This window comes from Pseudomonas sp. ICMP 561 (assembly GCF_002699985.1).
GTDB lineage: Bacteria > Pseudomonadota > Gammaproteobacteria > Pseudomonadales > Pseudomonadaceae > Aquipseudomonas > Aquipseudomonas quasicaspiana.
Genome location: NZ_LKBT01000002.1, coordinates 210,378 through 224,211, shown reverse-complemented (window position 1 = coordinate 224,211; position 13,834 = coordinate 210,378). Strand labels below are relative to the sequence as shown.

Genomic DNA, 13,834 nt, shown 5'->3' with positions numbered 1-13,834 from the left:
CATTTCAGCGAACCATGAGTGATAAAGACAGTCACAGATTTACGAACACATGTAGCCAAGCCGGAGATACCACATGGACACCTTCAAGAACATGCTCAACAACTGGGAATCCAAGTCGCAGGAAGCCAGTGAGAGGGTTGAATACACCCTCACTATGGACAAGCATGATCTAGTCAAAATCAAAGCTTTTGCAGAAGCATATGGACTGGACGAAGCCATGATCACCGAAGGTCTGATCCACTCGGCTCTTAAGGAAGCAGAGCAGGCCATGCCATACATGCAGGGTTCACAGGTCATCAGGGTTGAGGAAGGCGAAAAGATTTATGCAGATGTGGGTAAGACACCTGCATTTGTGGAAGCGGAAAATAGAATTTTTAAATCTATGAACACACCGAATCAGAAGTAATAAACCTCATTATTCTATTTTTGGGGCTGCTGCGGCTTCAGCAGCTTCCTTCTCTTCAATCTGAATTCTTTTCAAATCTCTGAGATACATAGGCTCGTAAGACATAAACTTACCCATTCGCAACTTATTCAAAGTAGTCGTTTCCGAAAGTTCCTTCAAAGCTTCAAATGTTTTAATGAATATATCTCTGTATATCAAAGCGTCATCTTGATTCGAGAAAGAAGTATTGCCGAGCTTGAGTAACAATCGAGCGTGAAAATTGAAAGCCTGATCATTCAAGCTTGAAAAATAATTATAGAACTCATTTCCGTCTTTGCTAGCAAGCCCCTTGATAACCTCATAGGTATTATTGGAATTTTCAAATGCAGCCTGCATGAACTCAGAAAAGCTACCTTTGAACACCAAGCCATCAAAAAAGGATTCTAAAGACCGCCTTACATAAGGATTAGAAGGCCATTGAATTATATCGTCTCTATCAGTAACGCCATGACTTGGATAAATCTCAGAAAAGAATTTATCAATCACCACCTGTATTTCAGCATCCCGACCAAGGCCACAATATAGATAAGCAACCGAATCGAGATCTTCTAAAGAGAACTTACCCAGACCAACCTTAATGGCATTTTCAAATGCTAATAAAACCTCAGACTCATTATCCTGAAATGATGAATTATAAATTTTCCAAGCATCACGAAGCAGAGTCACGTCCTTATTGTGTTGAATTTCCTGCTCAATTCCCTCTACAACCTTCTTTATCAAATCTTCGTCAGCGTAGCCTTTTTTCACAAGGTTTATGATAGCCAAATCAAATTCACTGCATCTTATGAAACCATACTCTTGAAGGAACGTAGTTTTTTCAGCTTCTGTTCTTGCAGCCTCGTCATCTTCATTTGTAGAATCAGAATCGGGTAAAGGGGTACGCCGGAACTGACCATGAGAAATGATAAAGTCTAGATCGACCTTTGAAGCGTCACCACCATATTTAGCTAAAATAGCCAGTGGCAGAACAAGTAATGCCTGCTCAATTATATACTCGTTGCACCCCTGCAACGCTTTCTCAATCAACCCTACAAAAAAGTCAGTTTTCTTCAGCAGCCTTATATTGTTGATTTCGAGCTTTGTAACATTTTTAGCCAGAGTGCTGTGAAAGAAACTTCCAGAGCCAAAAACAAGTTTAACCGACTCATCTATTGAAGGATTGAAGGTCACTTCATAGTCAAATACTTTCTCATGATAAGAGAAGAAGTCATCACCAGATTTTAAGGTACCGTCATTGAGCAGCATCACGACACGGCAGTTTTTGCTTTCCACCAGAAGCGAGATTAAACCAAGCACCTCCCTATCATGCAGCCCTGACCCTTTCCGCTCAAAATCGTCTAGACAGATAAGCGTGTCAGTAACACGTATAAATTGAAGGCTTTCAACCATAGGCCCAATACCTTTAACGCCCAATGCTGATACATCATTGAACAACGATGAGCCTTTACGCATCCATCCAGCAAATCGACCTGAAATATCTTTAAGGTTTTCTTCAAACGAGCTTTCATCAGAAGCGATATGGGCACGTTCCCGGTAAACTTTGTTTTCGTAAATTGATTTCTTCAAGTCCTTAAGGCTGTTCAGACCAAAGAGAGAAACGTAAGCATAATTACGTTTATGAAACGAGTCACGGCTTTGAAGCACGACCTGTTTCCAGAGATGTGTCTTCCCTGTACCCCAATCTCCTTTGAGCACGATAGCTCTATCTTTTTCGCCTTTAACGAAATCGACCAGAGCCGCCCTAACTTTACTTACTGACATCAGTTACCCCCGACCTTGTCATCATCCTTAATGAATAAAGGATACTTTTTTGGCTGTTGAATAAGAATGTATTTAACAAGTTTCTGGCTAAGAGCTTCGTCCAACGCATTTTGAAAATTAGAAATGGAATGAAGGGGCGATTCATCAACGAGCAAAGATCGCCAATGTATATTATTTTCGGCATCAGACTTTTTTAGCTTCAACAAAGTTTCTATTGCTCTATGTGCGACATTCCCAACCTCGGAACGCACAGTAAAACTTTGCATAATAGTTTCATCGTCAACCTCAGTATTCTCATCTAGCTCGCAAGTATTTAATATTGAAAGAGTCCTAGGTGAGAACGTGTAATTTTTGTCACCATTGTAATCCTGCAAATAAATATCTTCTATCCTAGTTTTCCAAGTCTCTGTATCGCCATCGCTTTCATGAATTTCATCTTTTCTGAATTTCAGGTGCAGCCCCACGCCGTCGCCTAGTTGGTAATGCATGTCACCCGCTAGCAAACTCATTAAGCTATTCGACAAAGCTGAAAAGAAGTTGACTCGGTAGTTTTTATTAAATCTCTCAAATAGAGAAATATCGAAAAGTGTCCAAACGCTGTGATGCTTCCACGCAAACAATATTGGTATACCCAGCAACTCACCATACTTTATTAGTTTTTCCCTATCTCTCGCCCTGAGAGTTAGGTTATTGTCCTGCTTAGTTTTTACTTCAATCAAAACTTTGTATTGATTATTATCCGTGTTGAAAACCGCCAACAAATCGGGAACCTGATAGGTTTCTCGGGAAGATTTTGGAATTTGCTGTTGATCCAATTTATGGACAAGCGAACACTTCCCAAGCCAGCTACATATGACGGCGAATTCATCCTCAGCCGGTAGCCCTAGGTCGAGACGCTTCACACGCTGAATGACTTCTTCGGGATTCTCCCACCCACTCTGCTCAAGTGCTTCATGAAGAACGCGACTCCGATCCATTAGCATAAGCTCATCCATGTATAACGTCCTCATCATCGCAAAGCAGGGGGATTTCATCAGTAGCAATAGAAATTACAGAATCACTAGAATGATTTGCCCTGCCAACACACCACAAAGATTGCCAGTCTTCTTTCCTAATGCTTGAAAGAAAAACAACATCAAAACATGTTACTTTTTTCGACATTCTAGGTAACTGGATAAAATTACCAAAAAAATCTATTGCGGGAGACTTTGCAATAAGAACTTCATTGCGTTCTCTTGAGCACAAAGCCTTAACAGCCTTGCTATCTTCATCATCAATACGAGCACTAAAAATGCTCTCCCCATAATCGAGCCTTCGAATCACATCACCTTTGAAAAGCTGGGCGTATAGTTCAATGTATCGTTCATCTTCTAGTGTCAAGTCTAGGGATTTCAATCTTAATAAATTTGAAGTTTTCGAGGCGATTACTTTCGAGCACTCAACAATCTCTACTATTTTTTTCAATCGAGCAAAAATTTCAGTGTAGTCACCATACGTCCCATCCCAAAGACGCATAGGTTCACCGTTAAAAATTATTTCAACTGAAATCCTAGACCTTGGATATTTTACAACAAAGTCATAGGCTCTTTTGATACGGTGATAATGCCTTAAATTATTGAAAGGCTGCCCTAACCAACCAGCAACGTCGAACGTATAGGTTGCATCTACCTTGTAGCGGTCATGAATGAAATACCGATAAGTCAAGAATCCGTCTAAAGCAGAACCTTCAATATCAAACTGTTTTGAACCTTTCCCCATGAATGATTCAGTAGCAGCAAGCTCGAATTCCGCATCATCACTTACAAAATAGATACACGTTTCTAGTCTTCGTTTATTGGGAGTGAGCGTCAGCGTTCCCCCAACCATCACTTCATTAAGGTGTTCAAATAGTTTAGATCCTACGAATTTGAAATCCTTTGTAGGTATGTGAATAGCCCCCCCCACTTCAGTCATGACGTGCCATGCCTGATCAGCAGAAGCATTGGCCTCATCATCATTAAAAACTATCTGAATTGCTGGTGCAGGGTCAGCGACCGGAATCAACTGATGCACGACAGAACCGCTTGTGGCAGTGACGACAACCTTAAAGTTTGGATCGATACTATTTATTGATTCTTCATAGCCTTCTACGACTGCCGAGACATCGAAATTTGCTGGACTACCTGCCTTCGTAATCAGGAAGTGGGTTGCTTCAAGAATCCCCGCACGAATCTCAGATTTGGCTTCAAATGGTGCCATAGGCACTACACCGACCAGCCTAGACACGTAGACCTGATGACGGGCCTTCATTTCCTTCAAATGAGCTACTGTGTGAAATGTCTCTTCGTTGTCGATCAGTTTGGAGCACGAATAGCAGAGCCAGATACCGTTATCGAAATGTTTTCTCTGGGCTTTCGTTTGGGTTGCGTCATACCGCTTAGCACCCGGCCCACTCGCAGCCGCACAGATGTGTGCAGCGACACCAATGCTATTTTTCCTGTCACCAGCATCTGTTGAGCCAACGGTGAAGACATGGCAACGCGAACAGAGGTTCGCCGCTCTCACAAGCAGCTCGATCTTAGTCACATCAGAAAAGTCGTCGCGGGTGCTTACGCTGATTCCTTCTTCAACAACCTTTGGTGCTCTGTTCTTCCGTGGTGCCATCGTTCATAACTCGCTATCGTATGAGCGGAATCCTGTACAGGCGTTTTAACATCGAACGCTCAAGCACACCAAGCAATGGTGCTGGGATTGCCACCCGGATCGACCACTACCCTCAACTGATTTGGACTGAGCTAGGCTGTGAAGGACAACCTCGGCCACGAAATTTTCCTTCGTATAACCTATATCCGAAGACGTAGGCCCTACCCCACGTTTTCTGGCGCTTTCACGGCGGTATCTGCATGAGTTGTCCGAAAAAAAGGACACTGAGTAATAACCCGCTTACGCGTCGCGCGGGCCCCAAGACGGCCTGGCAGTGACACGCCAGGATCGTTTTTTCACACGGTTTGTTCCCCGACCCCACTGACTATTGACGTCAAAAAAAACCTGAACTATTCAAAAAGCTCATGTGTCCGAGCCCATAGCCATTACAGAAAAGCCTACGGATAGCCAACGGCGCAGCCATACGCTACCTCGCACGCTTCAGGCCAACGACTGTCATGGAACACTCAAGATTTTCAGGAGTTAAATAATGGAGTCGATCACGATGAACACGCTTACTGCCAACACCAAATTCAAAGGCCTGCGCGGTCTGAAACTGACTGCTCTGGCACTGGGTGCCAGCTTCGTACTCGCTGGTTGTGCAGGTAATCCTCCGACCGAGCAGTACGCTGTGAGCCAATCGGCCGTCAACAGCGCCGTCAGCGCCGGTGGTACCGAGTTCTCCGCAGTGGAAATGAAATCGGCGCAAGACAAACTCAAGCAAGCCGAGCTCGCCATGCAAGAGCAGAAATACGACGAAGCACGCCGCCTGGCTGAACAAGCTGAATGGGACGCTCGCGTAGCCGAACGTAAATCCCAGGCTGCCAAGGCAGAGCGAGCTGTGCAGGATGCCCGTCAAGGCGTCAACGAACTACGTGAAGAAGGTCTGCGTCAGGTGCAACCGGCACCGGCCCAGTAACCAACGTTGCAGCCAACGTTTTTCATGCATTTCGAATTCGATTGAAAGGACGAAACTATTATGCGCAAACAAGTGATGATCCCTGCCCTGCTGGCCATGAGTGTTGCACTGGCCGCTTGCTCGACGCCGCCTAACCAGAATCTGGAACAGGCTCGCACCAACTTCTCCGCTCTGCAGACCAACCCGCAGGCTACCAAAGTAGCGGCGCTGGAAACCAAAGACGCCAGCGACTGGCTGGACAAGGCTGACGCAGCCTATCGCAACAGCGAAGACGAGAAGAAAGTCGACCAACTGGCTTATCTGACCAACCAGCGTGTTGAAGTTGCGAAGCAGACTATTGCCCTGCGCACCGCTGAAGAGGAACTGAAAGGTGCCTCCGCTCAGCGCGCTCAAGCCCGTCTGGATGCCCGTGACGCTCAGATCAAGGCACTGCAAAGCAGCCTGAACGCCAAGCAAACCGAGCGCGGTACGCTGGTGACTTTCGGCGACGTGCTGTTTGACCTGAACAAGGCGGAGCTGAAATCCAGCGGTCTGGTTAACGTCAACCAACTGGCGACCTACCTGCGTGATAACCCGGATCGCAAAGTGATCGTGGAAGGTTATACCGACAGTTCGGGTTCCGATTCCTACAACCTGTCTCTGTCCGAGCGTCGCGCCAACTCTGTGCGCATGGCACTGGTGAAGATGGGGGTTGATCCAGCCCGTGTAGTTTCCCAAGGTTATGGCAAGGAATACCCGGTTGCCGACAACACCAGCGCTTCGGGCCGTGCCCAGAACCGCCGTGTGGAAGTGACCGTTTCCAACGACAACCAGCCGGTAGCGCCGCGTTCGTCGATGAAGTAAATCGCTGACGCTGCAAACCAGAAGCCCGGCCTGTGAAAACAGGCCGGGCTTTTTTGTTGCTTACACAATCCTGTAGGAGTGAGCTTGCTCGCGATAGCGTCGTGTCAGTCAACCTGTCCATCGATTGACACAACGCTATCGCGAGCAAGCTCACTCCTACAAAATGCGGCGACGATTTAAGGCTGAAGCTGCTGCGGCGTCTCCTGCCCTGCACAGCGCACTGCCTGCTTCCTGTTATTGATCAGAACTCCTGACAGTCCCTTCTGCGACGTGTCAAACAACACCAGCACACCATCAATGCACTGCGCGACTTCGGCGGCAGGTGTGGCGGCGATTTTGTAGTCTTCGCCCGGCACAGTTTTGAGCATCGTGAATTCGTTGAGCAACAGAGCATCTTCAGGCTTGGCAAAATGCAGATAGCCGTAATACCAAAGCGTGCCGACAGTGACGAAGATCGTACAAATACCCGTGATGATCAGGGGAATGGCATTGCGCTCTTCACTCATTTGCGGTTCTCAGATGTTTCTTTTTCAGAGGGATCCGGGTAATTCGGCACTTCACCGAGACGACGCAGACCATTGAAGTGCTGCGGATCTTCCAGGTAGCGAATCATCACCTGACGCCAGGTGGGGTCAGAGAATGTCTGCACATGACCGCCACGGGTCAGTTGCAGCACCCGTGGCAGCGGCGCGGCCTGATAGAGGCTGATGCCGTTGTCGAGCGGCACGAGGGTGTCGTCCATGCTCTGGAATATCAGCATCGGCGTCCCCTTCAATTTCGGCAGGCCATTGATGGCGCTGTCGGCGTCGGGTATCAACCAGGAAAGCGGTGTTTTGAACGGCCAGGTCAGCCATGAAGTACTCAGCGTATAACGAGCGACTTTACGGTAACTGGCAGGCGCTCCATCGAGAATCAGCGCCTTGAGCCGCGAACGTTGCTGCGGATGCTCAGACAGGTAATGAACTCCCAAGGCCCCGCCGATGCTTTGACCGAGCACGACCAGCGGCTTGCCCTGCACTTCAGGGGCTTTGTTCAGCCAGTCGAATGCTGCATCCACGTCCTGATAAATCGCAGGCAGGCTGGGCGCCCCCTGGGATAAACCATAGCCGCGATAGTCAAGGATCAGAACCTGATAACCCTGCTCCGGCAACCACCAACTACCGCCCAGGTGCCAGGCCAGATTGCCGCCATTGCCATGCAAGTGCAGCACCGTGCCTTTGACTTCAACGCCTTCTTTGGCAGGCAGCCACCAGGCATGCAACTGTGTGCCGTCGGCTGCGGTAAGGGTGACGTCGCGGTATTGCAGATGGGCCTTTTCCGGAGTGAACGGCAGACCGGGTTCCGGGTAGAACAGCATCGAGCTGCAGCCGCTCAGGGACAAGAGCAGCGTGAGGGTGATGAGGAATTTCAAGCGGGATTCCTTTTGTTTTTTGATGCGGCTCGGATCAATAAAATACATTTTCTGTAGGAACTGCCGAAGGCTGCGATCGGATTCTAATGACACACCGCCTTCGCAGCCTTCGGCAGCTCCTACAAGAGATCTGAGGCGCTACAAAATATTCGAATAGTCCGCCTCGATCCGGTCCAGGCTCAGGTGGTTCAGGAAGTTCGAGAAGCACATCCACGCCGACAGCGCGTTCATGTCCCGGAACTGCTCGGGCAGGTATTTGGGCGGCACGACCAGGCCTTCATCCACCAACTGACGCAATGTACGCATGTCCTCAAGGGTGGTTTTGCCACAGAACAGCAGTGGCACTTGTTCCAGCTTGCCCTTGCGCACGGCGAGCTGAATATAGTTGTAAACCATGATGAAACCCTTGAGATAGGACAGGTCCTTGGTGAACGGCAGGCCATTGGGCACCGAGCCGCGGAAAACCCGGCTGGCATTACCGTAGCTTTCAGACATGCCAAAACCTTGCTCACGGTAGAACTCGAACACCTGAAGGAAATCTGCGCCCTCCTCTGCCATGTGGATGGCGCGAGTCCGGTTGGTCAGCTTGCGCAAACGACTTGGGTAGGAGGCAAAGGCGATGACCTCCATGAGGATCGCCAGGCCTTCCTGCGTCACCGTCGAGGACGGCGGTCCTTTTGACAGGAAGGTACAGATAGGCTGATTCTGGCCATTCAGCGTGGTACCCACATGCACCAGGCCCTCATGAACTTCCAGCGCACGGACGTCGCGCTCGTTGAACATCGCGTCGGAGCGAATCTTGATGTAGTCGGCGCCTGCCGCGGCATCGGCGACGATGCCGTCGGATTCGAAGACGCGAATGGTCTCTTCGGCCTCACCAAAAACCTTGTTCAGACGACTTTGCAACAAAGACACCGCGTCTTTGGCCGTCAGGATTTTCGGTTCATCCTTGAGGTCACCGCGACCGGCGATGTTATTGAGGTAGTCAGAAAGCATCAAACCCAGATCAGCCAGGGTTGGATCACCGGCATGAAAAGCGTCAGACGCCGCGCCGTACAACTCCTGGGAGATCAACCCGAAATCCGCAGTGCCTCGGGCCTCCAGCATGCGGACTACCATGCGGTACTCCTTGCACATGCGGCGCATGATCTGGCCCACAGGGTTGAACTGGCCCAACTGACGGGTGATGTCGCGCTCGATATTCTGGAACTCGAGCTTCAGTTCAGAAGAGTCAAAACCCAGAGGCCGATTTTCGTAGTAGGCGCGATCCACCGCAGGTAAGGCCTTGCCTTTGGCCGCAAGAAAATCCTTGCGCACCGTGTCGTCCCACTTCACCGCATCCAGAACCCGAATCGGCGTCTGGGCTGCGACGATCCGATCCGACAACGTTCGTATAGTCTGCTGGTACTCGTCCACCCCGTGCTCCTTGGTTATTGCGCCTTGGTCGGCCCTTGGTTGGTCGGGCGTGTGCCCTGCTCGGGCAGCCGCTGGTAACGCGCTACCTCGAGAAAAACATCAGAATTGGCCGGATCGTTCAGGTAACCAAATACTTGATCCAGAGGGCTGGTGATCAACAATCCGTCGTCTTTCCCGAATGGCATTTTTTCGCCACTGAGCACTTTTTGCTCAACCCATTGGTTGAAGCGATCCATGTCCAGGTTGTAGACCACCAACTCGCCGGTTTGCGCCAGTTCAAAGCCAGCCATTACGAAATGGCCGCCATATTTTTCCGGCAGACCGGCGCTCAGATACCAGCGACTGCCATGCCGGGACACGGTAAAAGCGTATGTATCGCGGCGCTTGCGATCCCCCTTACGGTAGCTGACCGCCTTGTACTCGTTGCTGCCGGTCCGGCTGATTTCCAGCTCAAGCGGCTCGCCCCAGGCATTCTTGCTGGTCCAGTTGCCCAGCAGTTGCGCTGGCGCTGCTTCGCGCGCAGGAATCGAATCCTTGAACGTCACCAGGCAGCCACTCAACAGCAGGAACGACAAGGCGACAAGCAGACGCCAGGCTTTCATTGGCTACTCCCGAGAGGGGGGCTTGTCACTCGTCGAGCGGCTTTGTCGTGCCTAATACCAGATGCATCTGACGGGTGAGAATACCGAGGTTTTCTTTGTCCGCGTCGGGCTGCGGGCCATGTAGCAGACCTTGATACTCCATCCGACACATGACCCCCGTCAACACTTGAGCGTCCTGAAGCGGCTGAACCGAACCCATGACCTGCAAAAGGCGGTAGGCACCCTGGAGCAGAATATCCCGATGCGCATCCACCAGTCGGGCCAGCCGCGGGTTAATCAACGCCTCACAATGGAAGGCATGTTCAGCAATCAGGTAATCGCGACGGGTCGACAGTTGCCGACGAATATATTCCATGGCCATGATCGCGATTTCATCGGCCAGACGCGCACGACCAGCAGTAGTGCCGTCAGTACGTCCCACCATTTCGCGCAAGGTGACTTCGGTACTTTCCCAGAGCTTGGCCATGTACGCGGCACTGCGTTCGACGTACTGAGAAAAAGCGTCGGTGAGCAGATCATCGATGTCCTTGAAGTAGTACGTGGTGGCCGACAGCGGTACACCCGCTTCCGCAGCCACTGCGCGGTGACGCACCGCACGCACGCCGTCACGGACCACGATGCGCATGGCGGCATCGAGAATGTCCTGCCTGCGCTGTTCACTGCCCTGTCGACTCGCCTTGCGACCTTGATACTCGACACTTTGCACCACGGCGCTGGCAGCACCAGCGGCTCCATTTTGAGCAATCGAACGGGTCACGACGGTTCTTTCCTTTTGCTTGAAAACGATCTGTCTGGGATTGCAACGGCAAGAGCCTGTTTGTCGACGCGGCGGTGGTCATGTAAGCGCCTCGCGAACAAAGTTCGCTCCTACCAGCCCGGAGCAATCACACCAGGCCAAGATGCCAGTTGCGCTGAAAATGTAAACCAACATGTCTGAACTGAAGCTTTCAGAGGCCAAATCGTCACGCAAAAAAAAGCCGCCCATCACAGGCGGCTCGTTTTTCACGTCACTTACGCTTGTGGGCGCATGTGCGGGAAGAGGATCACGTCGCGGATCGACGGAGCGTTGGTCAGCAGCATGACCAGACGGTCGATGCCGATGCCTTCACCGGCAGTCGGCGGCATGCCGTACTCCAGCGCACGGACGAAGTCAGCATCGTAGTGCATGGCTTCGTCATCGCCCGCGTCCTTGTCGGCAACCTGAGCCTGGAAGCGCTCGGCCTGATCTTCCGCGTCGTTCAACTCGGAGTAAGCGTTGGCGATTTCACGGCCGCCGATGAACAGTTCAAAACGGTCGGTAACGTTCGGGTTGTCATCGTTGCGGCGTGCCAGCGGTGACACTTCGAACGGGTACTGGGTGATGAAGTGCGGCTGCTCCAGCTTGTGCTCGACCAGCTCTTCGAAAATCATCACCTGCAGCTTGCCCAGACCTTCGAAGCCCAGCACTTTGGCGCCAGCTTTCTTGGCGATGGCACGAGCCTTGTCGATGTCTTGCAGGTCAGCAGCGGTCAGATCCGGGTTGTACTTGAGGATCGAGTCGAACACCGACAGACGCACGAATGGTTCGCCGAAGTGGAATACCTTGTCGCCGTAAGGCACATCAGTAGTACCCAGAACCAGTTGAGCCAGTTCGCGGAACAGCTCCTCGGTGAGGTCCATGTTGTCTTCGTAGTCCGCATACGCCTGATAGAACTCAAGCATGGTGAACTCAGGATTGTGACGGGTCGAGACGCCTTCGTTACGGAAGTTGCGGTTGATCTCGAACACTTTCTCGAAGCCGCCAACCACCAGACGTTTCAGGTACAACTCAGGCGCGATACGCAGGAACATTTCCATGTCCAGCGCATTGTGGTGAGTTTCAAACGGCTTGGCTGCCGCACCGCCAGGGATGGTCTGCAGCATTGGCGTTTCGACTTCCAGGAAGTCACGCTTCATCAGGAAGCTGCGGATGTGAGCGATGACTTGAGAACGCACACGGAAGGTATCACGCACTTCTTCGTTGACGATGAGATCAACGTAGCGCTGGCGGTAACGTTGCTCGGTGTCGGTCAGGCCGTGGTGTTTGTCGGGCAGCGGACGCAGCGACTTGGTCAGCAGACGCACAGTGGTCATTTCGACGTACAGGTCGCCTTTGCCCGAACGCGCCAGCGTGCCTTCAGCAGCAATGATGTCGCCCAGGTCCCAGGTTTTCACTGCGGCCAGGGTTTCTTCCGACAAAGTCTTGCGGTTGACGTAGACCTGGATGCGACCGGTCATGTCCTGAATCACCATGAACGAGCCACGGTTGAGCATGATGCGACCGGCAACCTTGACCGGGATCGCCGCTTCAGCCAGCTCTTCCTTGGTCTTGTCCACGTACTTTTTCTGCAGGTCATTGCAGTAGCTGTCGCGGCGGAAGTCATTAGGAAAGGCCTGACCCTTGGCGCGCTCGGCAGCAAGCTTTTCCTTGCGCAGGGCGATCAGGGTGTTTTCTTCCTGTTGCAGGGCTTGCGGGTCGAGTTGTTGGTCGCTCATGTCTTTAAATATTCCATCACAGGTTCGTTGCCCCCGCGTTTGCACGGGGGTCTTGAAGATCAAGGCTGACGGGTTACAGCCCTTGTTTCAGGCTCGCAATCAGGTACTCGTCGAGATCGCCGTCCAGCACCTTGTCGCAGTCACTGCGTTCGATGTTGGTCCGCAGATCCTTGATCCGCGAGGCGTCCAGCACGTATGAACGGATCTGGTGACCCCAGCCGATATCGGACTTGGTGTCTTCCAGTGCCTGGGAAGCGGCGTTGCGTTTCTGCACTTCCTGCTCATACAAGCGCGCCCGCAACATTTTCATCGCGGTGTCTTTGTTCGCGTGCTGGGAACGTTCGTTCTGACAGCTCACCACGGTGTTGGTCGGTACGTGAGTAATCCGCACGGCCGAGTCAGTGGTGTTTACGTGCTGACCACCGGCACCGGACGAACGATAGGTATCGATACGCAGGTCCGACGGATTGATGTCGATTTCGATGTTGTCGTCGATTTCCGGAGAAACGAAGACCGCCGAGAACGAGGTGTGACGACGATTACCGGAGTCGAACGGGCTCTTGCGCACCAGACGGTGCACGCCGATTTCGGTACGCAGCCAGCCAAAGGCGTATTCGCCCTTGATATGCACGGTAGCGCCCTTGATACCGGCGACTTCACCGGCGGACAGTTCCATGATCGTAGCGTCGAAACCGCGCTTGTCAGCCCAGCGCAGGTACATGCGCAGCAGGATGTTGGCCCAGTCCTGTGCTTCGGTACCGCCGGAGCCGGCCTGGATATCCAGGTAGGCGTTGTTAGGGTCCATCTCGCCGCTGAACATGCGACGGAATTCAAGCTTCTCAAGCGACGCACGCAGGCGCTCGACTTCGGCAGCCACGTCATCGACGGCAGCCTGGTCTTCTTCTTCGGCGGACATCAGCAGCAGGTCTTTGGCATCGGCCAGACCGGAGGACATTTCGTCCAGGGTGTCTACAATCTGCGCCAGCAGGGAGCGCTCGCGGCCTAGTTCCTGGGCGTAGCTTGGGTTGTTCCAGACATTTGGATCTTCGAGCTCACGGTTAACTTCGGTCAGACGATCATGTTTGTGATCGTAGTCAAAGATACCCCCGAATGGTTTCGGAGCGCTCGGACAGGTCCTTGATGCTGTTTAGGATCGGGTTGATTTCCATGGTGGGCAGCACTCGCAGGCGAAATTTTCAAAGCCGGTGAGTATACCCGAGTGAGGGCGATGAAGGCAGCCC

At 51.6% G+C, this 13,834-nt stretch carries 13 protein-coding genes and 1 pseudogene; 4 read left to right on the top strand and 10 right to left on the bottom strand.

Features of this window, described 5'->3' with window-relative positions; all coding sequences use genetic code 11:
- Positions 1 to 73: 73 nt before the first annotated feature.
- Entirely contained in the window at positions 74 to 406 is a 333-nt protein-coding gene (locus AO242_RS03465; protein WP_099267672.1) for a hypothetical protein, read from the top strand.
- Between the two features lie 9 nt (positions 407 to 415).
- Here the strand turns inward: AO242_RS03465 and AO242_RS03460 are convergent, their stop codons facing one another.
- From AO242_RS03460 to AO242_RS03450, 3 genes are read right to left on the bottom strand one after another with little or no spacing between them, the layout of a single operon-like run.
- Positions 416 to 2,206, bottom strand: a complete 1,791-nt coding sequence (locus AO242_RS03460; RefSeq protein ID WP_099267671.1) for a hypothetical protein — start codon at positions 2,204 to 2,206, stop codon at positions 416 to 418.
- On the bottom strand, positions 2,206 to 3,201 hold the full coding sequence (locus AO242_RS03455) for a hypothetical protein (RefSeq protein WP_257153366.1): 996 nt from the start codon (positions 3,199 to 3,201) through the stop codon (positions 2,206 to 2,208). The genes AO242_RS03460 and AO242_RS03455 overlap by 1 nt, the downstream gene beginning before the upstream one ends.
- Complete coding sequence (locus AO242_RS03450; protein WP_257153365.1) at positions 3,194 to 4,849, bottom strand: hypothetical protein; 1,656 nt, start codon at positions 4,847 to 4,849, stop codon at positions 3,194 to 3,196. Before AO242_RS03450 ends, AO242_RS03455 begins: the two co-directional genes overlap by 8 nt.
- A gap of 178 nt (positions 4,850 to 5,027) precedes the next feature.
- Between AO242_RS03450 and AO242_RS29625 the strand changes: the two are divergent.
- The 3 genes and pseudogenes from AO242_RS29625 to AO242_RS03435 all read left to right on the top strand — a co-directional run.
- Positions 5,028 to 5,120 (top strand): annotated as a pseudogene (locus AO242_RS29625) (pilin assembly protein); the annotation flags it as partial.
- A gap of 258 nt (positions 5,121 to 5,378) precedes the next feature.
- A complete protein-coding gene (locus AO242_RS03440) occupies positions 5,379 to 5,807 on the top strand; it encodes a DUF4398 domain-containing protein (protein WP_027902470.1) in 429 nt (142 codons plus the stop codon).
- A 60-nt stretch (positions 5,808 to 5,867) separates the two neighbouring features.
- Positions 5,868 to 6,650: an OmpA family protein gene (locus tag AO242_RS03435; protein WP_027902471.1), complete on the top strand. Its 783-nt coding sequence runs from the start codon at positions 5,868 to 5,870 to the stop codon at positions 6,648 to 6,650.
- Positions 6,651 to 6,826: 176 nt separating this feature from the next.
- Here the strand turns inward: AO242_RS03435 and AO242_RS03425 are convergent, their stop codons facing one another.
- The 7 genes from AO242_RS03425 to prfB form a co-directional block, all read right to left on the bottom strand.
- Complete coding sequence (locus tag AO242_RS03425; RefSeq protein ID WP_099267670.1) at positions 6,827 to 7,156, bottom strand: hypothetical protein; 330 nt, start codon at positions 7,154 to 7,156, stop codon at positions 6,827 to 6,829.
- A complete protein-coding gene (locus tag AO242_RS03420) occupies positions 7,153 to 8,007 on the bottom strand; it encodes an alpha/beta hydrolase (protein ID WP_231676243.1) in 855 nt (284 codons plus the stop codon). Before AO242_RS03420 ends, AO242_RS03425 begins: the two co-directional genes overlap by 4 nt.
- 192 nt (positions 8,008 to 8,199) lie before the next feature.
- Positions 8,200 to 9,477, bottom strand: a complete 1,278-nt coding sequence (locus AO242_RS03415) for a flavohemoglobin expression-modulating QEGLA motif protein (protein ID WP_027897880.1) — start codon at positions 9,475 to 9,477, stop codon at positions 8,200 to 8,202.
- A gap of 14 nt (positions 9,478 to 9,491) precedes the next feature.
- Complete coding sequence (locus tag AO242_RS03410) at positions 9,492 to 10,079, bottom strand: hypothetical protein (protein ID WP_099267668.1); 588 nt, start codon at positions 10,077 to 10,079, stop codon at positions 9,492 to 9,494.
- A 25-nt stretch (positions 10,080 to 10,104) separates the two neighbouring features.
- Positions 10,105 to 10,836: a TetR/AcrR family transcriptional regulator gene (locus tag AO242_RS03405; protein WP_099267667.1), complete on the bottom strand. Its 732-nt coding sequence runs from the start codon at positions 10,834 to 10,836 to the stop codon at positions 10,105 to 10,107.
- 254 nt (positions 10,837 to 11,090) lie between these two features.
- A complete protein-coding gene (gene lysS / locus AO242_RS03400; protein ID WP_099267666.1) occupies positions 11,091 to 12,593 on the bottom strand; it encodes a lysine--tRNA ligase in 1,503 nt (500 codons plus the stop codon).
- A 73-nt stretch (positions 12,594 to 12,666) separates the two neighbouring features.
- Positions 12,667 to 13,762, bottom strand: a protein-coding gene (gene prfB, locus AO242_RS03395; protein WP_099267665.1) for a peptide chain release factor 2 whose coding sequence is annotated in 2 segments (ribosomal slippage) — positions 12,667 to 13,689 and positions 13,691 to 13,762 — 1,095 coding nt in all. Because the reading frame shifts where the segments join, the coding sequence is not laid out codon by codon here.
- Between the last annotated feature and the right edge of the window lie 72 nt (positions 13,763 to 13,834).